We start from the raw sequence: 23622 nt of genomic DNA, 5'->3' as shown, positions 1-23622 counted from the left end.
TGGCTGCCCCGTTCGTCGGACCGAGACATTATTGTCCCGGTTTGATGAAGGGGGAGGTCGGGGCCTTGCCTTGACTGGGACCAAGATCCTCTTTAGACTCTTGATCCCCTAAATTTGGCGGGAATTCGTTCCTGCCATTTTGCTTTTCTTGTAAGACAATAGCGTCGCAAGACAACAGTGGAGCTAGTAGATGGCAACTATCAACCAGCTGGTACGTCAGCCGCGTAAGCGTATCGTCGAGAAATCCGACGTACCTGCGCTGCAGAACTGCCCGCAACGTCGTGGCGTGTGCACCCGTGTGTACACCACTACGCCGAAAAAACCTAACTCGGCACTGCGTAAAGTATGCCGTGTGCGTCTGACCAACGGTTTCGAGGTTTCCTCGTACATCGGTGGTGAAGGCCACAACCTGCAAGAGCACAGCGTGGTACTGATCCGCGGCGGTCGTGTAAAAGACTTGCCAGGTGTTCGTTACCACACCGTTCGCGGCTCCTTGGATACTTCCGGCGTTAAAGGCCGTAACCAGGGTCGTTCGAAGTACGGTACCAAGCGTCCGAAGTAATCGGCCGTTTTGCAGATTTTCATTTTATTGAGTCGATAAGAGTAAGGTCGGGCACGCATCCACAGGATCTGTCCCGGGCTAACCTGAAGACCGTTTGAGGGCTTATCAATGCCAAGACGTCGCGTAGCAGCAAAGCGTGAGATTCTGGACGATCCGAAATACGGAAGCCAAATCCTCGCCAAATTCATGAACCACGTTATGGAAAGCGGCAAGAAAGCCGTTGCCGAGCGTATCGTTTATGGTGCCCTGGAAACCGTTGCGGCTCGTAAGAACGGCACCGATCCCCTGGAACTCTTCGAAAAAGCACTCGACGCCATCGCTCCGCTGGTCGAAGTGAAGTCGCGCCGCGTTGGTGGTGCTACTTACCAGGTTCCGGTTGAAGTTCGTCCGTCCCGTCGTAACGCTCTGGCAATGCGCTGGTTGGTAGACTTCGCCCGCAAGCGCGGCGAGAAGTCCATGGCTCTGCGTTTGGCTGGCGAGCTGCTGGATGCTGCTGAAGGTAAAGGTGCAGCAGTTAAGAAGCGTGAAGACGTGCACCGTATGGCCGAAGCCAACAAAGCTTTCTCGCACTACCGCTTCTAATTTCAGCTTCACTCACTTTGCGAGGGCTTTATGGCTCGTACTACTCCGATTAGCCGCTACCGTAACATTGGTATCGTCGCTCACGTGGATGCTGGTAAAACCACCACCACCGAGCGCGTCCTTTTTTACACAGGCAAAAGCCACAAGATGGGCGAGGTGCATGACGGCGCCGCGACCACGGACTGGATGGTTCAGGAGCAGGAGCGTGGTATTACCATTACTTCTGCTGCCATTACCGCCTTCTGGCAGGGTTCTGCGAAGCAGCACAAGGACCAATACCGCTTCAACGTCATCGATACCCCGGGCCACGTAGACTTCACTATTGAAGTTGAGCGTTCCCTGCGTGTACTCGACGGCGCGGTCGTTGTGTTCTGTGGTACTTCCGGTGTTGAGCCGCAGTCCGAAACCGTATGGCGTCAAGCCAACAAGTACGGTGTTCCACGTATCGTTTACGTGAACAAGATGGACCGTGCCGGTGCAAACTTCCTGCGCGTAATTGCTCAGATCAAGCAGCGCTTGGGTCACACTCCAGTGCCTATCCAGTTGGCTATCGGTTCCGAAGACAACTTCCAGGGTCAGATCGATCTGATGACCATGGAAGCGGTTTACTGGAACGATGCTGACAAGGGTATGACTCCACGTCGCGAAGCTATCCCTGCTGAACTGCAGGAGTTGGCTGAAGAGTGGCGCAGCAACATGGTTGAGGCTGCGGCCGAAGCCAGCGAAGAGCTGATGAACAAGTACCTCGAGGGCGAAGAGCTCACCATCGAGGAAATCAAGGCCGCTCTGCGTCAGCGTACTATCGCTGGCGAAATCGTCCTGGCTGTTTGCGGTTCTTCGTTCAAGAACAAGGGCGTTCCCCTGGTTCTCGACGCCGTTATCGACTACCTGCCTGCACCAACTGACATTCCAGCCATCAAGGGTTCCGATCCGGATGACGAAGAAGTTCAGATGGAGCGTCACGCAGACGACAACGAGCCGTTCTCGGCTCTGGCGTTCAAGATCGCTACCGACCCATTCGTGGGTACTTTGACTTTCGTCCGCGTTTACTCGGGCGTGTTGGCATCCGGCGACGGCGTGATCAACTCGGTTAAAGGCAAGAAAGAGCGCGTGGGTCGTATGGTGCAAATGCACGCAAACGCCCGTGAAGAGATCAAGGAAGTACGCGCTGGCGACATCGCGGCCCTGATCGGCATGAAGGACGTCACCACTGGTGAAACCTTGTGCAACGCTGACAAGCCAATCATCCTGGTTCGCATGGACTTCCCGGAGCCGGTTATTTCGGTTGCCGTTGAGCCAAAGACCAAGGATGACCAGGAAAAAATGGGCATCGCACTGGGCAAACTTGCTCAGGAAGACCCGTCTTTCCGCGTAAAAACCGACGAAGAGACTGGTCAAACGATCATCTCGGGTATGGGTGAGTTGCACCTGGACATCCTGGTTGACCGGATGCGCCGTGAGTTCAACGTTGAAGCCAACATCGGCAAGCCTCAGGTTTCCTATCGTGAGCGCATCACGAAGAACTGCGAAATCGAAGGCAAGTTCGTTCGTCAATCCGGTGGTCGTGGCCAGTTCGGTCATTGCTGGATCCGTTTTGCTCCTGCTGACGAAGGTCAGGAAGGTCTGCAATTCGTGAACGAAGTAGTAGGTGGTGTTGTTCCTAAGGAATACATCCCGGCTATCCAGAAGGGTATCGAAGAGCAGATGAAGAACGGCGTTGTTGCCGGCTATCCGCTGATCGGCCTGAAGGCAACCGTGTTCGATGGTTCTTACCACGACGTCGACTCCAACGAGATGGCGTTTAAGGTGGCTGCTTCCATGGCGACCAAACAGCTGGCCCAGAAGGGCGGTGGTGAGCTGCTTGAGCCGATCATGGCGGTAGAGGTTGTTACGCCTGAAGACTATATGGGTGACGTGATGGGCGACCTTAACCGTCGTCGCGGCATGATCCTGGGTATGGAAGACACGGTCTCCGGCAAAGTAATTCGTGCCGAAGTTCCGCTGGGTGAGATGTTCGGTTACGCAACCGACGTTCGCTCCATGTCCCAAGGTCGCGCAAGCTACTCTATGGAATTCAAAAAATACAATACGGCTCCGTCGCACATCGTCGAAACCGTTACCAAAAAACAAGGCTGATTCAGTCCTTTAGGCAAGGAGTTAATTGTCGTGGCTAAAGAAAAATTTGATCGTTCCCTACCTCACGTCAACGTTGGCACCATTGGTCACGTTGACCACGGTAAAACCACTCTGACCGCTGCTCTGACTCGCGTTTGCTCCGAAGTTTTCGGTTCTGCAATCGTTGAGTTCGACAAGATCGACAGCGCTCCAGAAGAAAAAGCTCGTGGTATCACCATCAACACCGCGCACGTTGAGTACAACTCGACTATTCGTCACTACGCTCACGTTGACTGCCCAGGTCACGCTGACTACGTGAAGAACATGATCACCGGTGCTGCCCAGATGGACGGCGCGATCCTGGTTTGCTCGGCCGCTGATGGTCCGATGCCACAAACCCGTGAACACATCCTGCTGTCCCGTCAGGTAGGCGTTCCGTACATCGTGGTTTTCCTGAACAAGGCTGACCTGGTAGACGACGCAGAGCTGCTGGAACTGGTTGAGATGGAAGTTCGCGACCTGCTGAGCACCTACGACTTCCCAGGCGACGACACTCCGATCATCATTGGTTCGGCTCGTATGGCTCTGGAAGGCAAAGACGACAACGAAATGGGCACCACTGCCGTTCGTAAGCTGGTTGAAACTCTGGATACCTACATCCCAGAACCAGTTCGTCTGACCGACAAGCCGTTCCTGATGCCAATCGAAGACGTGTTCTCGATCTCCGGTCGCGGTACTGTTGTGACTGGTCGTATCGAGCGCGGTATCGTTCGCGTTCAAGACGCTCTGGAAATCGTTGGTCTGCGTGACACCACCACCACCACCTGCACCGGTGTTGAGATGTTCCGCAAGCTGCTGGACGAAGGTCGTGCTGGCGAGAACTGCGGCGTTCTGCTGCGTGGTACCAAGCGTGACGACGTTGAGCGTGGTCAGGTTCTGGTTAAGCCAGGTTCGGTTAAGCCGCACACCACTTTCACTGCAGAAGTGTATGTGTTGAGCAAAGAAGAAGGCGGTCGTCACACTCCGTTCTTCAAAGGCTACCGTCCACAGTTCTACTTCCGTACCACTGACGTGACCGGTAACTGCGAACTGCCGGAAGGCGTTGAAATGGTAATGCCAGGCGATAACATTCAGATGACTGTTACCCTGATCAAAACCATCGCAATGGAAGATGGTCTGCGTTTCGCTATCCGTGAAGGCGGTCGTACCGTCGGCGCTGGTGTCGTAGCCAAAATCATCGCTTAATAAGTGATGACTTGAAAAAGCCCCCGCTCAGCGGGGGCTTTTTTATTGGGTTGACACTATGGTGGCCCCTCTATAGAATTGCGCCTCCTTTTAACGGGCGTATTGCGCTCGCTGGGAATAGCAGCCGGAGTCTGAAATCCAATGCAAAATCAGCAAATCCGTATCAGGTTGAAGGCTTTTGACCATCGCCTGATCGACCAATCCACCCAGGAAATCGTGGAAACCGCGAAACGTACTGGTGCTCAAGTGCGTGGTCCAATTCCACTGCCTACCCGTAAAGAGCGGTTCACCGTTCTGGTCTCCCCGCACGTCAACAAAGACGCGCGTGACCAGTACGAGATCCGTACTCATAAGCGCGTTCTGGACATCGTCCAGCCAACGGATAAAACCGTTGATGCACTTATGAAGCTTGATCTTGCGGCCGGTGTGGAAGTGCAGATCAGCCTCGGCTAAGACTCGGTCTTAGTCGTGTAACGCTCTGAAATGGGCGGCCATAGCGGGTGAAAGCCCCGTACACTCATGAGGTTTACAACATGACTATTGGTGTAGTCGGTCGTAAATGCGGTATGACCCGTATTTTCACCGAAGAAGGTGTCTCCATTCCGGTCACGGTCATTGAGATCGAGCCGAATCGCGTCACCCAGTTCAAAACTGAAGAGACCGATGGCTATCGTGCAGTGCAAGTCACTGTCGGCGAGCGTCGCGCTTCGCGTGTAACAGCAGCTCAGGCTGGCCACTTCGCCAAGGCGAACGTTGCCGCTGGTCGCACCACCATGGAATTCCGTCTTGAAGAAGGCGAGTACCAGGCTGGCGATCTGATCAACGCTGAAATCTTCGCCGCTGGTCAACTTGTTGATGTAACCGGTCAGTCCAAAGGTAAAGGCTTCCAGGGTACGATCAAGCGTTGGAACTTCCGCGGGCAAGATAACACCCACGGTAACTCCGTATCCCACCGCGTCCCAGGCTCTATCGGCCAGTGCCAGACTCCTGGTCGTGTATTCAAGGGCAAAAAAATGTCCGGTCATATGGGCGCTGAGCGCGTGACCGTGCAGTCCCTGGAAGTAGTGCGCGTGGACGCTGAACGCAATCTGTTGTTGGTCAAGGGCGCTGTTCCTGGCGCTACTGGCGGCAACCTGGTTGTACGTCCAGCAGCCAAGGCTCGCGGTTAAGGGGAAGCTGACATGCAATTAAATGTAAATGACGCTCAAGCGATCGAAGTTTCCGAACTGACATTTGGCGGCGAATTCAACGAGACGCTGGTTCACCAAGCAGTCGTGGCCTACATGGCCGGCGGCCGTCAAGGTAGCAAGCAGCAAAAGACCCGTTCCGACGTTCGTGGTGGCGGTAAGCGCCCATGGCGTCAGAAAGGTACTGGCCGTGCTCGTGCCGGTACTATCCGTAGCCCAATCTGGCGCGGCGGCGGCACCACTTTCGCAGCTCGTCCACAAGATCACTCCCAGAAGCTGAACAAGAAGATGTATCGCGCAGCAATGCGTTCCATCCTTGCTGAGCTGGTGCGTACTGATCGTCTGGTCGTGGTTCAGGATTTCGCTGTTGAAACTCCGAAAACCAAAGATCTGCTGGGCAAACTGAACAACATGAGCCTGACCGACGTTCTGATCGTGTCGGACGCTGTTGATCAGAACCTGTACCTGGCTGCTCGTAACCTGCCACACGTAGATGTACGTGACGTGCAAGGTTCCGATCCAGTTAGTCTGATCGCATACGACAAAGTGTTGATCACTGTGTCGGCCGTGAAGAAATTCGAGGAGCTGCTGGGATGAACCAGGAACGCGTATTTAAAGTTCTGCTTGGCCCGCACGTTTCCGAGAAGGCTACGGTTCTGGCTGACAAGAAAGGCCAGTTCGTTTTCAAGGTTGCTACTGACGCAACCAAGCTGGAAATCAAGAAGGCCGTCGAAAGCCTGTTCAGCGTGAAAGTAGAGCGTGTTACTACCCTGAACGTTCTGGGTAAGAGCAAGCGCACTGCTCGCGGTCTGGGCAAGCGTAATGACTGGAAGAAGGCAGTTATCTCCCTTCAGCCAGGCCAAGATCTCGATTTCAGCAGCAGTGCTGAGTAAGGAAGGGGTGCATCATGGCAATCGTTAAATGCAAACCGACTTCCCCTGGCCGCCGTTTTGTGGTCAAGGTGGTCAACCAGGAGCTGCACAAAGGCGCTCCTCACGCACCGCTGCTCGAGAAAAAATCGAAGTCTGGTGGTCGTAACAACAATGGCCGTATTACCACTCGTCACATTGGTGGTGGTCATAAGCAGCATTATCGTCTGGTCGACTTCCGTCGTAACGACAAAGATGGCATCGCTGCCACTGTCGAGCGTATCGAATACGATCCAAACCGTACTGCTCACATTGCTCTGCTGCTGTACGCAGATGGCGAGCGTCGCTACATCATCGCCCCTAAAGGCGTGAGCGCTGGCGACCAGCTGATCGCAGGTGCTTTGGCTCCAATCAAGCCAGGCAACTCCCTGCAACTGCGTAACATTCCAGTTGGTAGCACCGTACACGGCATCGAATTGAAGCCAGGCAAAGGCGCGCAAATCGCTCGCTCCGCTGGTGCTTCGGCTCAGTTGATCGCTCGCGAAGGTGTCTACGTGACCCTGCGTCTGCGTTCCGGTGAGATGCGTAAAGTGCTGGCTGAGTGCCGCGCGACCCTGGGTGAAGTCTCGAACTCCGAGCACAGCCTGCGTTCGCTGGGTAAAGCTGGTGCCAAACGCTGGCGTGGCGTTCGCCCAACCGTTCGTGGTGTTGCCATGAACCCGGTTGACCACCCACATGGTGGTGGTGAAGGTCGTACCTCTGGTGGTCGTCATCCGGTATCGCCATGGGGCTTCCCGACTAAGGGCGCGAAGACTCGTGGTAATAAGCGTACCGACAAAATGATCGTCCGTCGTCGCAAGTAAATAGAGGGATACGACAGTGCCACGTTCTCTGAAAAAAGGTCCTTTTATCGATCTTCACCTACTGAAGAAGATCGAAGTGGCGGCGGAGAAGAACGATCGCAAACCGGTGAAAACCTGGTCGCGTCGTTCGATGATCCTGCCACAAATGGTCGGTCTGACCATCGCAGTACACAACGGTCGTCAGCACGTCCCAGTTCTCGTGAACGAAGACATGGTCGGCCACAAACTGGGCGAGTTCGCCGGTACCCGCACTTATCGCGGGCACGTGGCAGACAAGAAAGCCAAGCGTTAAGGGGTTAGGAAATGGAAGTAGCCGCTAAGTTGTCGGGCGCTCGAATCTCCGCCCAAAAAGCCCGCTTGGTCGCCGACCAGATCCGCGGGAAAAAGGTGGGCGAAGCGCTCAACCTGTTGGCTTTCAGCAGTAAGAAAGCCGCCGAGATCATGAAGAAAGTGCTGGAGTCGGCCGTAGCCAACGCCGAGCATAACGAAGGCGCAGACGTTGATGACCTGAAGGTCAGCACTGTTTTCGTCAACGAAGGGCGTTCGCTGAAGCGCATCATGCCACGTGCCAAAGGCCGTGCTGATCGCATCGTCAAGCGGTCTTGCCATATCACTGTCAAGGTTGCTGACAAGTAACGGAGTCGAAGAGATGGGTCAGAAAGTACATCCCATTGGCATTCGCCTGGGAATCGTCAAGGAGCACACCTCCGTCTGGTACGCAGACGGTCGGACTTATGCGGACTATTTGCTCGCAGATCTGAATGTGCGTGAGTATCTCCAAGACAAACTAAAAAGCGCGTCCGTAAGCCGTATCGATATCCATCGTCCGGCCCAAACTGCACGCATCACCATCCACACCGCTCGTCCAGGTATTGTTATCGGGAAGAAAGGTGAAGATGTTGAGAAGCTGCGTCAGGACCTGACCAAGCAAATGGGTGTGCCTGTGCACATCAATATCGAAGAGATCCGCAAGCCGGAACTCGACGGTATGCTGGTTGCGCAGAGCGTAGCTCAGCAGCTGGAGCGTCGCGTAATGTTCCGTCGCGCTATGAAGCGCGCAGTACAGAACGCCATGCGCATTGGTGCCAAGGGCATCAAAATCCAAGTGAGCGGTCGTCTCGGCGGTGCTGAAATCGCACGTACTGAATGGTATCGCGAAGGTCGTGTGCCACTGCACACCCTGCGTGCCGACATCGACTATGCCAACTACGAAGCTCACACCACTTACGGTGTGATCGGTGTAAAGGTTTGGATCTTCAAAGGCGAAGTAATTGGTGGTCGCCAAGAAGAACTGAAACCACAAGCACCAGCGCCTCGTAAAAAAGCTGCTAAGTAAGGGGTACGCCAAATGTTGCAACCTAAGCGTACGAAGTTCCGCAAGCAGATGACCGGCCACAACCGTGGTCTGGCACTGCGCGGTAGCAAAGTCAGCTTCGGCGAGTTCGCGCTGAAGTCTGTAGCTCGTGGTCGTCTCACCGCTCGTCAGATCGAGTCAGCGCGTCGTGCTCTGACCCGTCACGTAAAACGTGGTGGCAAGATCTGGATCCGTGTATTCCCGGACAAGCCGATCTCCAAGAAGCCTCTCGAAGTGCGGATGGGTAAAGGTAAGGGTAACGTGGAGTACTGGGTTGCCCAGATTCAGCCAGGCAAAGTCCTGTATGAAATCGAGGGTGTTTCTGAAGAGCTGGCGCGTGAGGCTTTCGCCCTGGCTGCTGCAAAGCTGCCGCTCGCCACCTCCTTTGTTAAACGGACGGTGATGTGATGAAAGCGAATGAACTTCGTGAAAAATCCGCACAGCAGCTGAACGAGCAACTGCTCGGCTTGCTGCGCGACCAGTTCAATCTGCGTATGCAGAAAGCAACTGGCCAGTTGGGGCAGTCTCATCTGCTCTCGCAAGTTAAGCGTGACATCGCTCGCGTGAAAACTGTGCTCAACCAGCAGGCAGGTAAGTGATCATGGCTGAAGCCGAAAAGACTGTCCGTACGCTGACTGGCCGTGTTGTCAGCGACAAGATGGACAAAACCATCACCGTTCTGATCGAGCGTCGCGTTAAGCACCCGATCTACGGTAAATACGTTAAGCGTTCGACTAAGCTGCACGCGCACGACGAAACCAATCAGTGCCACATCGGCGACAAAGTCACTATTCGTGAAACTCGTCCGCTGGCCAAGACCAAGTCTTGGGCGCTGGTTGATGTTCTCGAACGCGCTGTGGAAGTCTAAGGACTAGGGGTCGGAGAAATTATATGATTCAGACTCAATCCATGCTCGATGTGGCCGATAACAGCGGCGCACGCCGCGTTATGTGCATCAAGGTGCTGGGTGGCTCCCATCGTCGTTACGCTGGTATCGGTGACATCATCAAAGTAACCGTCAAGGAAGCAATTCCTCGCGGTAAAGTGAAAAAAGGCCAAGTGATGACTGCTGTTGTGGTCCGCACTCGCCACGGCGTTCGCCGTGCTGACGGCTCCATTATCCGCTTTGATGGCAACGCTGCTGTTCTGTTGAACACCAAGCAAGAGCCGATCGGCACCCGTATCTTTGGGCCAGTGACCCGTGAACTTCGTACCGAGAAGTTCATGAAGATCGTCTCGCTCGCCCCAGAAGTGCTGTAAGGAGATCCGACATGCAAAAGATTCGTCGTGACGACGAGATCATCGTGATCGCCGGCAAAGACAAAGGTAAGCGCGGTAAGGTGCTGAAGGTTCTTGCTGACAACCGTCTGGTTGTTGGTGGTCTGAACCTGGTCAAGCGTCATACCAAGCCTAACCCGATGTCGGGCGTACAGGGCGGTATCGTCGAGAAAGAAGCGCCATTGCACGCTTCCAACGTCGCCATCTTCAACGGCGAAACCAACAAGGCTGACCGCGTTGGTTTCAAAGTAGAAGACGGTAAGAAAATTCGTGTCTTCAAGTCGACCCAAAAAGCGGTTGATGCTTGAACACTGCTAGGTAGAAGACCATGGCACGACTAAAAGAGATTTACCGGAAGGAAATCGCTCCGAAACTTAAGGAAGAACTTAAGCTTTCGAACGTGATGGAAGTTCCGCGCGTTACCAAAATCACCCTGAACATGGGTCTGGGCGAAGCGATCGGCGACAAAAAAGTCATCGAGCACGCTGTTGCTGACCTGGAAAAGATCACCGGCCAGAAAGTCGTTGTGACCTACGCTCGCAAATCCATCGCTGGCTTTAAAGTCCGTGAAGGTTGGCCGATCGGTGTCAAGGTGACCCTGCGCCGTGAGCGTATGTACGAGTTCCTGGATCGTCTGCTGTCGATCTCCCTGCCTCGGGTTCGCGACTTCCGCGGCCTGAATGCCAAGTCCTTCGATGGTCGTGGTAACTACAGCATGGGCGTGAAAGAGCAGATCATCTTCCCGGAAATCGACTACGACAAGATCGATGCTCTCCGCGGTCTGGACATTACCCTGACCACCACTGCCAAGAACGATGATGAAGGCCGCGCTCTGCTGCGTGCTTTCAAATTCCCGTTCCGCAACTGATTGGAGTAGGAAAATGGCCAAGAAGAGCATGAAAAACCGCGAGCTGAAGCGTCAGCTCACGGTTGCCAAGTACGCCAAAAAGCGTGCGGCGCTGAAAGCTATCATCGTTGATCTGAACGCAAGTCCAGAAGCGCGTTGGGAAGCTACCGTAGCACTGCAGAAGCAGCCACGTGATGCAAGCGCTTCGCGCATGCGTAACCGCTGCCGCCTGACCGGTCGTCCACACGGCGTTTACCGCAAGTTCGGCCTGGGCCGTAACAAACTGCGTGAAGCTGCCATGCGTGGTGACGTACCTGGTCTGGTTAAAGCCAGCTGGTAAGCACTGTCAAAGTCTCGGTGGTTGGAATCGCAAGATACTGACCGCCGGTGACCTTGAACTTGAATCAAGCCCCTTTTGGGGCTTGATTCATTTGTGGGGTGTGTCTAGAATACCCGGCTCGCCTGAGCCCGTGCTTTTTCTGCGCGGATGTTCTCGGCGAAGGTAGTAGCCGCAAGGCTTATTTTTTTGTATTAGGAGCGTCTAGCCCATGAGTATGCAGGACCCGTTAGCGGACATGCTAACTCGAATCCGTAATGCCCAGATGGCTGAAAAGTCCGTCGTAAGCATGCCATCTTCTACTTTGAAGGTAGCTGTTGCCAAAGTCCTGAAGGACGAAGGTTACATTGCGGGTTATCAGATCAGCAGCGAAATCAAGCCACTGCTGTCCATCGAGCTGAAGTACTTCGAAGGCCGTCCGGTCATCGAGGAAGTGAAGCGCGTTAGCCGTCCAGGCCTGCGTCAGTACAAGTCCGTCGATGATCTGCCAAAAGTACGTGGCGGTCTCGGTGTGTCTATCGTCTCCACCAACAAAGGTGTGATGACTGATCGTGCTGCGCGCGCTGCCGGTGTCGGCGGCGAAGTTCTTTGCACTGTGTTCTAAGGGGGGATAAGCATGTCTCGCGTCGCTAAGAACCCCGTTAAGCTGCCAGCCGGTGTCGAAGTAAAATTCGCAGGCCAACAGCTTTCGGTGAAGGGTGCCAAGGGCACTCTCGAACTGAACGTCCATTCGTCCGTTGAGATCGTTGAAGAAGCTGGTGAGCTGCGTTTCGCTGCTCGCAATGGCGATCAACAAACTCGCGCAATGGCCGGTACCACTCGTGCGTTGGTAAACAACATGGTCCAAGGCGTAAGCCAAGGCTTCGAGCGCAAGCTCCAGCTGGTCGGTGTTGGTTACAAAGCGCAAGCAAAAGGCACAGTGCTGAACCTGGCTCTTGGCTTCTCGCACCCAGTGGATTATGAACTGCCGGAAGGCATCACCGCTGAGACTCCTAGCCAGACCGATATCCTGATCAAGGGCATCGACAAGCAGCTGGTAGGTCAAGTGGCCGCCGAGATCCGCGACTTCCGTCCACCAGAGCCGTACAAAGGCAAAGGTGTGCGCTACGCGGACGAAGTCGTCCGTCGTAAAGAAGCCAAGAAGAAGTAGGGCATAGCAAATGACCGACAAAAAAGTTACTCGACTGCGTCGCGCTCGCAAAGCACGCCTGAAAATGCACGAACTCGAAGTCGTGCGTCTCTGCGTGTTCCGCTCGTCGCAGCACATCTACGCCCAGGTCATTTCGGCCGACGGCAACAAAGTCCTGGCAAGTGCCTCGACTTTGGATAAAGAACTGCGTGATGGTGCCACCGGCAACATCGACGCGGCCACTAAGGTTGGCCAGCTGGTCGCTACGCGTGCTAAAGCCGCTGGCGTCTCGCAGGTGGCTTTCGACCGCTCTGGCTTCAAGTACCACGGCCGCGTCAAGGCGCTGGCTGATGCTGCTCGTGAAGCTGGGCTGGAGTTCTAAGTTATGTCAAATAACGACCAAAAGCGCGACGAAGGCTACATCGAGAAGCTGGTTCAAGTTAACCGCGTAGCCAAAACCGTTAAAGGCGGCCGTATCTTCACTTTCACCGCGTTGACCGTGGTGGGTGATGGTAAAGGGCGTGTTGGCTTCGGCCGTGGCAAGTCGCGTGAAGTGCCTGCTGCGATCCAGAAGGCAATGGAAGCTGCTCGCCGCAACATGATCCAGGTTGATCTGAACGGCACCACCCTGCAGTACGCAATGAAGTCCGCTCACGGCGCTTCGAAGGTGTACATGCAGCCTGCTTCTGAAGGTACCGGTATCATCGCTGGCGGCGCTATGCGTGCTGTCCTCGAAGTTGCTGGCGTTCAGAACGTTCTGGCCAAGTGCTACGGCTCGACTAACCCGGTAAACGTGGTTCACGCCACTTTCAAAGGTTTGAAAGCTATGCAATCCCCTGAATCCATTGCCGCCAAGCGTGGCAAAAGCGTCCAGGAGATCTTCTGATCATGGCTACCGTAAAAGTAACGCTGATCAAAAGCATGACCGGCCGCATCCCTAACCACAAACTGTGCGTTAAGGGTCTGGGTCTGCGTCGCATCGGTCACACTGTAGAAGTCCTGGATACTCCCGAGAATCGCGGGATGATCAACAAGGCCTACTACATGCTGCGTGTCGAGGGTTAATCGATGAAACTCAATGATCTGAGTCCAGCGCCGGGTTCCCGTCGCGAAAAGCATCGTCCGGGCCGTGGTATCGGTAGCGGTTTGGGTAAGACTGGTGGCCGTGGTCACAAAGGTCAGACCTCCCGCTCCGGTGGCACCATCGCTCCAGGCTTTGAAGGCGGTCAACAGCCGCTGCATCGTCGCCTGCCGAAGTTCGGTTTCGTTTCTCTGAAAGCCATGGACCGCGCAGAAGTGCGTCTGTCCGAGCTGGCTAAAGTGGAAGGCGACATCGTCACCGTGCAGTCCCTGAAAGATGCCAACGTGATCAACGTCAACGTTCAGCGTGTGAAAATCATGCTGTCCGGTGAAGTGACTCGCGCTGTGACTATCGGCAAGGGAATCGGCGCCACCAAAGGTGCGCGTGCGGCTATCGAAGCAGCTGGCGGCAAGTTCGAGGAATAAATGGCTAAGCAAGGTGCTCTCTCTGCGCTCGGCAAAGGCGGTATGTCTGAACTTTGGGCTCGTCTGCGTTTTCTGTTCCTGGCGATTATCGTCTACCGAATAGGCGCACACATCCCGGTTCCAGGTATCAACCCGGACCGACTCGCGGACCTGTTTCGACAGAATGAGGGGACCATTCTTAGCTTGTTCAACATGTTTTCCGGCGGCGCGCTGGAGCGGATGAGTATCTTTGCGCTGGGGATCATGCCGTACATTTCGGCATCGATCATCATGCAACTGATGACAGCCGTCAGCCCGCAGCTGGAGCAGTTGAAGAAGGAAGGTGAAGCTGGCCGTCGCAAGATCAGCCAGTACACCCGCTACGGCACTGTCGTCCTCGCTCTCGTCCAGGCTATTGGCATGTCCATTGGTCTGGCGGGGCAGGGCGTTGCGTTCACTGGTGACTTTGGCTTCCATTTCGTTGCGGTAACCACTTTTGTGGCTGGCGCAATGTTCATGATGTGGCTGGGTGAGCAGATTACTGAGCGTGGTGTTGGCAACGGTATCTCGATGTTGATTTTTTCGGGTATCGTCGCCGGTCTTCCGAGAGCAATCGGGCAGTCTTTCGAGTCTGCGCGTCAGGGTGATATCAACATCTTCGCCCTGGTTGCCATCGGTTTGCTGGCAGTAGCGATTATCGGTTTTGTGGTGTTCATTGAGCGTGGTCAGCGTCGTATCGCTGTTCACTACGCCAAGCGTCAGCAGGGCCGCAAGGTTTTTGCTGCGCAGACTAGCCACTTGCCGCTGAAGGTGAACATGGCCGGTGTTATTCCGGCTATTTTCGCAAGCAGCATTTTGCTGTTTCCGGCTTCGTTGGGTGCCTGGTTTGGTCAGTCTGAAGGTTTGGGCTGGTTGCAGGACATCTCGCAGTCGATCGCTCCTGGTCAGCCGTTGAATATTCTGCTGTTTAGTGCAGGGATTATTTTCTTCTGCTTCTTCTATACGGCGTTGATGTTCAATCCGAAAGACGTAGCGGAAAACCTGAAGAAGTCCGGTGCCTTTATTCCGGGCATCCGTCCAGGTGAGCAGTCTGCACGCTATATTGATGGCGTTTTGACTCGCTTGACCATGTTCGGTGCTCTCTATATGACGGCCGTCTGCCTGTTGCCCCAGTTCCTGGTGGTTGCAGCAAACGTTCCGTTCTACCTTGGCGGGACCTCGTTGCTGATCGTCGTCGTGGTTGTGATGGACTTCATGTCCCAAGTACAATCGCACCTCGTTTCGCACCAGTACGAATCCCTGATGAAGAAAGCCAACCTGAAGGGTTACGGCAGCGGCATGCTGCGCTGACCCATAAGGTTCGAGGAGTTGGTGATGAAAGTTCGTGCATCGGTGAAAAAGCTGTGCCGTAACTGCAAGATTATTCGCCGCGAAGGTGTTGTTCGAGTAATTTGCAGCGCGGAACCGCGTCACAAACAGCGCCAAGGCTGAGTGTGATTGTGCTTCAAGCCCAGCAGCTAGTGCGCTGCTGGGTTGATTATTTGTTATTACAGCGATATTATCTCGCGCCCTATTTCTTGGCTTCCGGGGCGTAGGTAGCTGTCAATTGGAGTCCCACTGAATGGCCCGTATTGCAGGCGTCAACATTCCAGATAACAAGCATACTGTTATCTCGCTGACCTACATCTATGGTGTTGGTCGCACAACTGCACAGAAAATCTGTGCAGAGACTGGGGTAAACCCAGCCGCAAAGATCAAGGATCTGAGCGACGAGCAAATTGAACAGCTGCGTGGCGAAGTGGCGAAGTTCACCACTGAAGGTGACCTGCGTCGCGAAATCAACATGAAAATCAAGCGCTTGATGGACCTCGGTTGCTATCGCGGTCTGCGTCATCGTCGTGGTCTGCCAGTACGCGGTCAGCGTACCAAGACCAACGCGCGTACCCGTAAAGGTCCGCGTAAGCCGATCCGCAAGTAATCGCCCCAGCGAATCGACAGGAATTTAATCATGGCAAAACCTGCTGCTCGTCCTCGTAAAAAAGTTAAAAAGACAGTGGTTGATGGCATCGCCCACATCCATGCTTCTTTTAACAACACCATCGTGACCATCACCGACCGTCAAGGTAACGCTCTTTCTTGGGCTACCTCCGGTGGTTCGGGTTTCCGCGGTTCCCGCAAGTCCACCCCGTTCGCTGCTCAAGTAGCTGCTGAACGTGCTGGTCAAGCTGCGCTGGAATACGGCCTGAAAAACCTCGACGTTAACGTCAAGGGCCCAGGTCCAGGTCGTGAATCCGCAGTTCGTGCTTTGAACGGCTGTGGCTACAAGATCGCCAGCATCACCGACGTGACGCCAATCCCGCACAACGGGTGCCGTCCGCCGAAGAAGCGCCGCGTGTAATCCAGGAGATCGTAAAGAATGGCTCGTTACATTGGTCCAAAATGCAAACTCGCTCGTCGCGAAGGCACCGATCTCTTCCTGAAGAGCGGCGTGCGCGCGATCGAATCGAAGTGCAACATTGAAGCTGCACCTGGTATCCACGGCCAACGCCGCGGTCGCCAGTCCGACTACGGCACCCAACTGCGTGAGAAGCAGAAGGTTCGTCGTATCTATGGCGTTCTCGAGCGTCAGTTCAGCGGCTACTACAAAGCTGCTGCCAGCAAAAAAGGCGCAACCGGTGAGAACCTGCTGCAACTGCTGGAATGCCGTCTGGACAACGTTGTATACCGTATGGGCTTTGGTTCGACTCGTGCCGAATCCCGTCAGCTGGTATCGCACAAGTCCATCAGCGTTAACGGTCAGACCGTAAACGTCCCGTCCTTCCAGGTTCGTGCTGGTGACGTGGTTGCAGTTCGCGAGAAAGCAAAGAATCAGCTTCGCATTGGCCAGGCTCTCGAACTGTGCACCCAACGTGGTCGCGTAGAATGGGTAGAGGTAGATGCTGAGAAGAAGTCGGGCGTTTTCAAGAACGTTCCTGCTCGCAGTGATCTGTCCGCCGACATCAACGAAAGCCTGATTGTCGAGCTCTACTCCAAGTAAGTAAGGGCTAGAAAATAGGTGCATCCATGCAGATTTCGGTAAATGAGTTCCTGACACCCCGTCACATCGACGTGCAGGTTGTCAGTCCAACCCGCGCCAAGATCACTCTCGAGCCTCTCGAGCGTGGTTTTGGCCACACCCTGGGCAACGCGCTGCGCCGCATCCTGTTGTCCTCAATGCCCGGCTGCGCAGTAGTCGAGGCCGAGATTGACGGTGTGCTCCACGAGTACAGCGCCATCGAAGGTGTACAGGAAGACGTAATTGAAATCCTGTTGAACCTTAAAGGTCTGGCCATCAAGCTGCACGGTCGTGACGAAGTTACGCTGACCTTGTCGAAGAAGGGTTCGGGGGTGGTTACCGCTGCCGATATTCAGCTGGATCATGATGTCGAGATCGTTAATCCCGATCACGTAATCGCTAACCTGGCGTCTAACGGCGCCCTGAACATGAAGCTCGTTGTAGCTCGTGGTCGTGGTTATGAACCGGCCGACTCGCGTCAGAGCGATGAAGACGAAAGCCGCAGCATTGGTCGCTTGCAGCTAGACTCTTCGTTCAGCCCGGTTCGCCGTATCGCATACGTGGTGGAAAACGCCCGTGTCGAGCAGCGTACTAACCTGGACAAGCTGGTTATTGATCTGGAAACCAACGGTACCCTGGATCCTGAAGAGGCTATCCGTCGTGCTGCAACCATTCTGCAACAGCAGTTGGCTGCGTTCGTCGACCTCAAAGGTGACAGCGAGCCAGTGGTAATCGAGCAGGAAGACGAGATCGATCCGATCCTGCTTCGCCCGGTTGACGATCTGGAACTGACTGTACGTTCGGCTAACTGCCTTAAGGCGGAAAACATTTACTACATCGGCGACCTGATTCAGCGTACCGAAGTAGAACTGTTGAAGACTCCGAACCTGGGCAAGAAATCCTTGACTGAAATCAAGGACGTTCTGGCCTCCCGCGGTCTGTCCCTCGGCATGCGCCTCGACAACTGGCCGCCTGCAAGTCTTAAGAAGGACGACAAGGCGACTGCCTGATCGTCGTAATCACCGAACGTTGTGTTTGGTAAGGAATGAACCATGCGTCATCGTAAAAGTGGTCGTCACCTGAGCCGCACCAGCTCGCACCGCAAGGCCATGTTCCAAAACATGGCGGTGTCGCTGTTCGAGCACGAGCTGATCAAAACTACTCTGCCAAAAGCCAAAGAACTGCGCCGCGTTGCCGAGCCGCTGATCACTCTGGCCAAGACAGACAGCCTGGCTAACCGCCGTCTGGCTTTCGACCGTACTCGTTCGAAAGCTATCGTTGGTAAGCTCTTCAACGACCTGGGCAAGCGTTACGCTACCCGTGAGGGTGGCTACCTGCGCATCCTCAAGTGCGGTTTCCGCGCTGGCGACAACGCGCCTATGGCGTACGTCGAGTTGGTTGATCGTGCTACTGCTGGCGAAGCTGTATCCGCCGAGTAAGACGTCAGTCTGAAACAAAGAACCGGGCCTAGCGCCCGGTTTTTTGTGGCCATAAAAAACGTGATCCCTTTGCGAGTTGTTACGCTATCCATACAGCTCATCTATTAGTTATTTTCTATTGATCCTGATCAATTAATGAATTTGATGGTGTCATGTTCATGGTCAATACTCCCTCTCAGCCGATTAGCCGGCAGTTTCCAGGACTGAAGAGGAAGAATGCGCATGAGCCAAAACATAACGCTGACCACCGCCAGTGGCGCTCCCGTCGCTGACAATCAGAACTCCCGCTCTGCAGGCCCGCGTGGTCCGCTGCTTCTCGACGACTTCCACCTGATTGAGAAGCTCGCTCACTTCAATCGTGAAAACATTCCCGAGCGTCGTGTCCATGCCAAGGGCTCGGGCGCTTACGGTACCTTTACCGTGACCCGGGACATCACCCAGTACACCAGCGCGAAACTCTTTGAGTCGGTTGGCAAACAAACGCCGACCTTCCTGCGATTTTCCACCGTCGGCGGGGAGCGCGGCTCGGCCGATACCGAGCGTGATCCTCGCGGCTTTGCCTTGAAGTTCTACACCGAGGAAGGCAACTGGGACATTGTTGGGAACAACACGCCCGTGTTTTTCATCCGTGACCCGCTGAAATTCCCGGACTTTATCCACACCCAGAAACGTTTGCCGCAGAGCAACCTGAAAAGTGCCCAGGCAATGTGGGACTTCTGGTCCCATTCCCCTGAAGCGCTACACCAGGTGACGATTCTGTTCTCCGATCGCGGCATTCCGGATGGCTACCGCCATATGCATGGTTTCGGCAGCCATACTTACAGCCTGATCAGCGCTACAGGTGAGCGTCACTGGGTCAAGTGGCATTACAAAACCCTGCAAGGCATCAAGAATCTGGCGCCCGCAGAGGCTGCACGCCTGGCAGGCACTGATCCCGATTACGCACAGCGTGACCTGTTCAATGCGATCGAGCGTGGTGAGTTCCCGAAATGGCGCGTTTGCATCCAGATCATGAGCGAAGCGCAGGCGGCAACTCACTACGAAAATCCGTTCGACGTGACCAAAACCTGGTCGCAGAAAGAGTTTCCCCTGATCGAGGTCGGAGAACTGGAGTTAAACCGCAACCCGCAAAACTACTTCGCCGAAGTTGAACAGGCCGCCTTTGGGCCCAGCAATATGGTGCCGGGTGTGGGGTTGTCACCAGACCGTATGCTCCAAGGTCGGGTTTTTGCTTACTCGGACGCCCATCGTTATCGGGTCGGTACCAACCATCAGCAATTGCCGGTGAATGCGCCGCGCAGTCCGGTCAACAGCTACCAGCGTGACGGGTCCATGGCTTTCGGCAGTAACGGCGGTGCTGCGCCCAACTATGAGCCGAACAGCTACGTAAACTCGCCAAAGCAGGCGCCTCACTATGCCGAGCCGGCGTTGACCTTGTCTGGAGCGGCTGATCGTTACGATCACCGCGAAGACTCGGATTACTACAGCCATGCCGGCGCACTGTTCCGATTGATGAACGATGCGCAGAAAGCACTGCTGGTCAGCAACATTGCAGGCGCCATGGCTGGTGTTACGGGTGACGTGGTTGACCGTCAACTGCAGCATTTTTTCAGGGCTGATCCGGCGTATGGAGAAGCAATTGCAAAGGCGTTGGGTGTAGAGCTTAACGAAGTCTAAACGAGAAGCAGAACCGCCCTCATCTGGGCGGTTTTTGCGTTATTTAAACCGCTTTTCTCAGAATATCTTCACTTTTATCGCGTGAATCGAGTGACCAAACGGTCGCTGTGGTTCAAACTACAGACTTTCAAGCAGGGAGATGTAGGGCGATGCAAGGCCACCCAGACGTTATCGATTACCTCAACACATTGCTCACCGGCGAACTGGCCGCGCGTGATCAATATTTCGTGCATTCGCGGATGTATGAGGACTGGGGTTTCACCAAGCTCTACGAACGCATCAATCACGAAATGGAAGAAGAGGCGGGGCACGCCGATGCACTGATGCGTCGCATCCTCATGCTCGAGGGTACGCCTCGCATGCGTCCGGATGATCTCGATGTTGGCACCACAGTGCCTGACATGCTCGCCGCCGACCTGCGCCTGGAATACAAGGTGCGCGCCGCGCTGTGCAAGGGCATTGAACTGTGCGAACAGCACAAGGATTACGTCAGTCGCGAGATGCTGCGGGTTCAACTCAACGACACCGAAGAAGATCACACTTACTGGCTGGAAAAGCAGTTGGGCCTGATCAAGTTGATCGGTCTCGAGAACTACCTGCAATCCCACGCCTGATACATCCTTGTACAAAAAAGCCCCGGTCACTTCATCCGTGTCCGGGGCTTTTTCATGGCTCGGACTCAGGCCCGGTCACGTTCCAGCAGTGGCTTGAGGTAGTAGCCGGTATGAGACTGTTTCATCTCGGCGACTTCTTCCGGCGTACCGACGGCGATGATCTGGCCACCCTTGGAGCCACCCTCCGGTCCCAGGTCCACCAGCCAGTCAGCGGTCTTGATCACGTCCAGATTGTGCTCGATCACCACCACGGTGTTGCCGTGGTCGCGCAGGCGGTGCAAGACGTCGAGCAATTGCTGGATATCCGCAAAATGCAGCCCGGTGGTCGGCTCATCGAGGATGTACAGGGTCTTGCCGGTATCACGCTTGGACAGCTCGCGGGACAGTTTGACCCGTTGTGCTTCACCGCCCGACAAAGTGGTCGCCGATTGTCCCAGCTTGATGTACGACAGGCCTACATCCATTAACGTCTGGAGCTTGCGTGCCAGCGCCGGAACGGCGTCGAAGAACACCCGCGCCTCCTCGATGGTCATCTCCAGGGTTTCATGAATGCTCTTGCCCTTGTATTTGATCTCAAGAGTCTCGCGGTTGTAGCGCTTGCTCTTGCACACGTCGCACGGCACGTAGATATCCGGCAGGAAGTGCATTTCCACCTTGATCAGGCCGTCGCCCTGACAGGCCTCACAGCGCCCGCCCTTGACGTTGAACGAGAAACGCCCCGGACCATAGCCCCGTGAGCGGGACTCTGGCACGCCGGCGAACAGTTCGCGAATCGGGGTGAACAATCCGGTGTAGGTCGCCGGGTTGGAGCGCGGTGTACGGCCAATCGGGCTCTGGTCGATATCGACCACTTTGTCCAGGTGCTCAAGACCCTTGATGCTGTCGTGGGCGGCGGCTTCCAGGGTGGTTGCGCCATTGAGCGCAGTGGCGCTCAGGGGGAACAGGGTGTTGTTGATCAGCGTCGACTTGCCTGAGCCGGAGACACCTGTCACACAGGTCAGCAGACCGATTGGAATCTCCAGGTCGACGTTGCGCAGGTTGTTGCCCCGAGCGCCCTTGAGCGACAGCGACAGCTTCTTGTTGCGTGGCGTGCGCTTGGCGGGTACTTCGATCTTCACCCGGCCCGACAGGTATTTACCGGTCAGCGATTCCGGATGACTCATGACCTCGGCCGGCGTGCCTTCGGCAACAATGTGACCGCCATGCACGCCGGCACCTGGCCCGATGTCCACCACGTAATCGGCCAGGCGAATGGCGTCTTCGTCGTGCTCGACCACGATCACCGTGTTGCCGATGTCTCGCAGGTGTTTGAGGGTGCCCAGCAACCGGTCGTTGTCGCGTTGGTGCAAGCCAATGGAGGGCTCGTCGAGGATGTACAACACCCCGACCAGGCCCGCGCCGATCTGACTCGCCAGGCGAATCCGCTGTGCCTCGCCACCGGACAGGGTGTCGGCACTGCGATCCAGCGACAGGTAGTCAAGGCCGACATTGACCAGAAACTGCAGGCGCTCGCGGATTTCCTTGAGGATCTTGTCGGCGATTTCGCCACGCCGGCCGGTGAGCTTCAGCGTGCCGAAGTAATCGGACGCATCGCCAATCGGCAGGTTGGTCACTGCCGGCAGGGTTTTTTCGCCGACCCACACATGCCGCGCCTCCCGACGCAGGCGAGTGCCACGGCAGTCAGGGCACGGCTGGGTGCTGAGGAACTTGGCTAGCTCTTCGCGCACCGAGGCCGACTCGGTCTCGCGGTAGCGGCGGTCCAGATTCGGCACGATGCCTTCGAACGGATGCGAGCGTTTCACGATATCGCCACGGTCGTTCAGGTATTTGAAGTCGACGTTCTGCGTGCCGCTGCCGTGCAGGATTATTTTCTGCTGGTCGGCCGGCAACTGGTTGAACGGTACTTCCAGGCTGAATCCATAATGGCTGGCCAGTGAGCCAAGCATCTGGAAGTAATAGACGTTGCGCCGGTCCCAGCCGCGAATCGCGCCCTCGGCCAGGGTCAGTTCGCCGTTGACCAGGCGTTTGATATCGAAAAACTGTTTCACCCCCAACCCATCACAGGTCGGGCAGGCACCGGCCGGGTTGTTGAATGAGAACAGCTTGGGTTCCAGTTCGCTGATGGCGTGACCGCAGATCGGGCAGGCGAAACGCGCGGAGAAGATCAGTTCTTCGCCCGGCTCGTCATCCATTGGCGCAACCAGGGCGATGCCATCGGCCAATTTCAACGCGGTCTCGAACGATTCGGCCAAACGTTGTTGCAGGTCGTCACGCACCTTGAAGCGGTCGACCACCACATCAATCGTATGCTTCTTCTGTTTATCCAGCTTCGGTGCTTCATCCAGCTCATACAGCTTGCCGTTGATCCGTGCGCGGACAAAGCCCTGGGCCCGCAGCTCTTCAAAGACCGACAGATGTTCGCCCTTGCGTTCGCGAATCACCGGCGCCAGCAGCATCAACTTGCTGCCCTCGGGCTGGGCCAGCACCAGGTCGACCATCTGACTGACGGTCTGGGCTTCCAGCGGGATGTCGTGATCCGGGCAACGGGGAATACCCACGCGAGCGTAAAGCAAGCGCAGGTAGTCGTAGATTTCGGTGATGGTACCGACCGTGGAGCGCGGGTTGTGTGAGGTCGACTTCTGCTCGATGGAAATGGCCGGTGACAGGCCTTCGATGGTGTCGACGTCAGGCTTTTCCATCATCGACAGAAACTGCCGGGCGTAGGCCGACAGCGACTCGACATAGCGACGTTGACCTTCCGCATACAAGGTATCGAAGGCCAGGGAAGACTTGCCGGACCCGGACAAGCCGGTGATGACGATCAGCTTGTCCCGTGGCAGGGTCAGGTCGATATTCTTCAGGTTGTGGGTTCGAGCCCCACGAATCAGGATCTTGTCCAAGGTGGCCTCGCTCGGCGGGCGTAAACGTAGGAGTATAAGGCCAAATACTGGATGGATGCACACTATCAAATGCGGGTTATTCGG

35 protein-coding genes are annotated in these 23622 nt (G+C 55.5%); 34 read left to right on the top strand and 1 reads right to left on the bottom strand.

Annotated elements, in window-relative coordinates:
- The first annotated feature begins 190 nt into the window (after positions 1–190).
- The 34 genes from rpsL (at position 191) to bfr (ending at position 20638) form a co-directional block, all read left to right on the top strand.
- The gene (rpsL, locus tag KW062_RS26405; RefSeq protein ID WP_003186084.1) at positions 191–562 is read left to right on the top strand and encodes a 30S ribosomal protein S12; all 372 of its coding nucleotides are present in this window, start codon (positions 191–193) and stop codon (positions 560–562) included.
- 108 nt (positions 563–670) lie between these two features.
- The gene (rpsG, locus tag KW062_RS26400) at positions 671–1144 is read left to right on the top strand and encodes a 30S ribosomal protein S7 (protein WP_027617685.1); all 474 of its coding nucleotides are present in this window, start codon (positions 671–673) and stop codon (positions 1142–1144) included.
- 30 nt (positions 1145–1174) lie between these two features.
- Positions 1175–3280 carry an elongation factor G gene (gene fusA, locus KW062_RS26395; protein WP_027617686.1) on the top strand — a complete coding sequence of 702 codons (2106 nt, stop codon included), beginning with the start codon at positions 1175–1177 and terminating at the stop codon, positions 3278–3280.
- A 30-nt stretch (positions 3281–3310) separates the two neighbouring features.
- Entirely contained in the window at positions 3311–4504 is a 1194-nt protein-coding gene (gene tuf, locus KW062_RS26390; RefSeq protein ID WP_027617687.1) for an elongation factor Tu, read from the top strand.
- Positions 4505–4645: 141 nt separating this feature from the next.
- Complete coding sequence (rpsJ, locus tag KW062_RS26385; protein ID WP_003186070.1) at positions 4646–4957, top strand: 30S ribosomal protein S10; 312 nt, start codon at positions 4646–4648, stop codon at positions 4955–4957.
- 80 nt (positions 4958–5037) lie between these two features.
- On the top strand, positions 5038–5673 hold the full coding sequence (gene rplC, locus KW062_RS26380) for a 50S ribosomal protein L3 (protein WP_003228738.1): 636 nt from the start codon (positions 5038–5040) through the stop codon (positions 5671–5673).
- Between the two features lie 12 nt (positions 5674–5685).
- Positions 5686–6288 carry a 50S ribosomal protein L4 gene (gene rplD / locus KW062_RS26375; RefSeq protein ID WP_003228735.1) on the top strand — a complete coding sequence of 201 codons (603 nt, stop codon included), beginning with the start codon at positions 5686–5688 and terminating at the stop codon, positions 6286–6288.
- A complete protein-coding gene (gene rplW, locus KW062_RS26370; RefSeq protein ID WP_002555488.1) occupies positions 6285–6584 on the top strand; it encodes a 50S ribosomal protein L23 in 300 nt (99 codons plus the stop codon). The genes rplD and rplW overlap by 4 nt, the downstream gene beginning before the upstream one ends.
- A gap of 14 nt (positions 6585–6598) precedes the next feature.
- Positions 6599–7423: a 50S ribosomal protein L2 gene (gene rplB / locus KW062_RS26365; protein ID WP_027617688.1), complete on the top strand. Its 825-nt coding sequence runs from the start codon at positions 6599–6601 to the stop codon at positions 7421–7423.
- A gap of 16 nt (positions 7424–7439) precedes the next feature.
- Positions 7440–7715: a 30S ribosomal protein S19 gene (rpsS, locus tag KW062_RS26360; protein ID WP_002555486.1), complete on the top strand. Its 276-nt coding sequence runs from the start codon at positions 7440–7442 to the stop codon at positions 7713–7715.
- An 11-nt stretch (positions 7716–7726) separates the two neighbouring features.
- The gene (rplV, locus tag KW062_RS26355) at positions 7727–8059 is read left to right on the top strand and encodes a 50S ribosomal protein L22 (protein ID WP_003103908.1); all 333 of its coding nucleotides are present in this window, start codon (positions 7727–7729) and stop codon (positions 8057–8059) included.
- A gap of 13 nt (positions 8060–8072) precedes the next feature.
- Positions 8073–8759, top strand: coding sequence for a 30S ribosomal protein S3 (gene rpsC / locus KW062_RS26350; RefSeq protein ID WP_007970424.1), 687 nt, complete (start codon positions 8073–8075; stop codon positions 8757–8759).
- A gap of 12 nt (positions 8760–8771) precedes the next feature.
- Complete coding sequence (gene rplP / locus KW062_RS26345; RefSeq protein ID WP_003228729.1) at positions 8772–9185, top strand: 50S ribosomal protein L16; 414 nt, start codon at positions 8772–8774, stop codon at positions 9183–9185.
- On the top strand, positions 9185–9376 hold the full coding sequence (rpmC, locus tag KW062_RS26340) for a 50S ribosomal protein L29 (protein WP_002555481.1): 192 nt from the start codon (positions 9185–9187) through the stop codon (positions 9374–9376). The genes rplP and rpmC overlap by 1 nt, the downstream gene beginning before the upstream one ends.
- A 2-nt stretch (positions 9377–9378) precedes the next feature.
- Entirely contained in the window at positions 9379–9645 is a 267-nt protein-coding gene (gene rpsQ, locus KW062_RS26335) for a 30S ribosomal protein S17 (protein WP_003176419.1), read from the top strand.
- 23 nt (positions 9646–9668) lie between these two features.
- Entirely contained in the window at positions 9669–10037 is a 369-nt protein-coding gene (gene rplN, locus KW062_RS26330) for a 50S ribosomal protein L14 (protein ID WP_008089810.1), read from the top strand.
- An 11-nt stretch (positions 10038–10048) separates the two neighbouring features.
- Positions 10049–10363: a 50S ribosomal protein L24 gene (gene rplX / locus KW062_RS26325; protein ID WP_003186046.1), complete on the top strand. Its 315-nt coding sequence runs from the start codon at positions 10049–10051 to the stop codon at positions 10361–10363.
- 20 nt (positions 10364–10383) lie between these two features.
- Positions 10384–10923 carry a 50S ribosomal protein L5 gene (rplE, locus tag KW062_RS26320; protein ID WP_003210069.1) on the top strand — a complete coding sequence of 180 codons (540 nt, stop codon included), beginning with the start codon at positions 10384–10386 and terminating at the stop codon, positions 10921–10923.
- A 13-nt stretch (positions 10924–10936) separates the two neighbouring features.
- The gene (gene rpsN / locus KW062_RS26315; RefSeq protein WP_027617689.1) at positions 10937–11242 is read left to right on the top strand and encodes a 30S ribosomal protein S14; all 306 of its coding nucleotides are present in this window, start codon (positions 10937–10939) and stop codon (positions 11240–11242) included.
- A gap of 208 nt (positions 11243–11450) precedes the next feature.
- Positions 11451–11843 carry a 30S ribosomal protein S8 gene (gene rpsH, locus KW062_RS26310; protein WP_003186040.1) on the top strand — a complete coding sequence of 131 codons (393 nt, stop codon included), beginning with the start codon at positions 11451–11453 and terminating at the stop codon, positions 11841–11843.
- Between the two features lie 12 nt (positions 11844–11855).
- A complete protein-coding gene (gene rplF / locus KW062_RS26305; protein ID WP_025129400.1) occupies positions 11856–12389 on the top strand; it encodes a 50S ribosomal protein L6 in 534 nt (177 codons plus the stop codon).
- Between the two features lie 10 nt (positions 12390–12399).
- Positions 12400–12750, top strand: a complete 351-nt coding sequence (rplR, locus tag KW062_RS26300; RefSeq protein ID WP_003186037.1) for a 50S ribosomal protein L18 — start codon at positions 12400–12402, stop codon at positions 12748–12750.
- 3 nt (positions 12751–12753) lie between these two features.
- A complete protein-coding gene (gene rpsE, locus KW062_RS26295; protein ID WP_010566852.1) occupies positions 12754–13254 on the top strand; it encodes a 30S ribosomal protein S5 in 501 nt (166 codons plus the stop codon).
- A gap of 2 nt (positions 13255–13256) precedes the next feature.
- A complete protein-coding gene (gene rpmD / locus KW062_RS26290) occupies positions 13257–13433 on the top strand; it encodes a 50S ribosomal protein L30 (RefSeq protein ID WP_003186033.1) in 177 nt (58 codons plus the stop codon).
- A 3-nt stretch (positions 13434–13436) separates the two neighbouring features.
- Positions 13437–13874, top strand: a complete 438-nt coding sequence (gene rplO / locus KW062_RS26285) for a 50S ribosomal protein L15 (RefSeq protein ID WP_003228720.1) — start codon at positions 13437–13439, stop codon at positions 13872–13874.
- Positions 13875–15203 (top strand): preprotein translocase subunit SecY, encoded by a 1329-nt coding sequence (gene secY, locus KW062_RS26280; protein ID WP_027617690.1) that lies wholly within the window; start codon positions 13875–13877, stop codon positions 15201–15203.
- 24 nt (positions 15204–15227) lie between these two features.
- Positions 15228–15344 (top strand): 50S ribosomal protein L36, encoded by a 117-nt coding sequence (rpmJ, locus tag KW062_RS26275; protein WP_002555468.1) that lies wholly within the window; start codon positions 15228–15230, stop codon positions 15342–15344.
- Positions 15345–15474: 130 nt separating this feature from the next.
- Positions 15475–15831 (top strand): 30S ribosomal protein S13, encoded by a 357-nt coding sequence (rpsM, locus tag KW062_RS26270; RefSeq protein WP_009045849.1) that lies wholly within the window; start codon positions 15475–15477, stop codon positions 15829–15831.
- A 30-nt stretch (positions 15832–15861) separates the two neighbouring features.
- The gene (gene rpsK, locus KW062_RS26265) at positions 15862–16251 is read left to right on the top strand and encodes a 30S ribosomal protein S11 (protein WP_002555466.1); all 390 of its coding nucleotides are present in this window, start codon (positions 15862–15864) and stop codon (positions 16249–16251) included.
- Positions 16252–16269: 18 nt separating this feature from the next.
- Positions 16270–16890, top strand: coding sequence for a 30S ribosomal protein S4 (gene rpsD, locus KW062_RS26260; protein WP_027617691.1), 621 nt, complete (start codon positions 16270–16272; stop codon positions 16888–16890).
- Between the two features lie 26 nt (positions 16891–16916).
- A complete protein-coding gene (locus KW062_RS26255; RefSeq protein WP_007924176.1) occupies positions 16917–17918 on the top strand; it encodes a DNA-directed RNA polymerase subunit alpha in 1002 nt (333 codons plus the stop codon).
- A gap of 42 nt (positions 17919–17960) precedes the next feature.
- A complete protein-coding gene (rplQ, locus tag KW062_RS26250; protein ID WP_003176402.1) occupies positions 17961–18347 on the top strand; it encodes a 50S ribosomal protein L17 in 387 nt (128 codons plus the stop codon).
- A 222-nt stretch (positions 18348–18569) separates the two neighbouring features.
- Positions 18570–20024, top strand: coding sequence for a catalase (locus tag KW062_RS26245; protein WP_105754389.1), 1455 nt, complete (start codon positions 18570–18572; stop codon positions 20022–20024).
- A gap of 149 nt (positions 20025–20173) precedes the next feature.
- A complete protein-coding gene (gene bfr / locus KW062_RS26240; RefSeq protein ID WP_027617693.1) occupies positions 20174–20638 on the top strand; it encodes a bacterioferritin in 465 nt (154 codons plus the stop codon).
- 65 nt (positions 20639–20703) lie between these two features.
- Here the strand turns inward: bfr and uvrA are convergent, their stop codons facing one another.
- On the bottom strand, positions 20704–23538 hold the full coding sequence (gene uvrA / locus KW062_RS26235) for an excinuclease ABC subunit UvrA (protein WP_027617694.1): 2835 nt from the start codon (positions 23536–23538) through the stop codon (positions 20704–20706).
- Between the last annotated feature and the right edge of the window lie 84 nt (positions 23539–23622).

The sequence above is a fragment of the Pseudomonas fluorescens genome (assembly GCF_019212185.1).
Classification (GTDB): domain Bacteria; phylum Pseudomonadota; class Gammaproteobacteria; order Pseudomonadales; family Pseudomonadaceae; genus Aquipseudomonas.
This window is presented reverse-complemented; position numbering and strand designations above follow the sequence as displayed.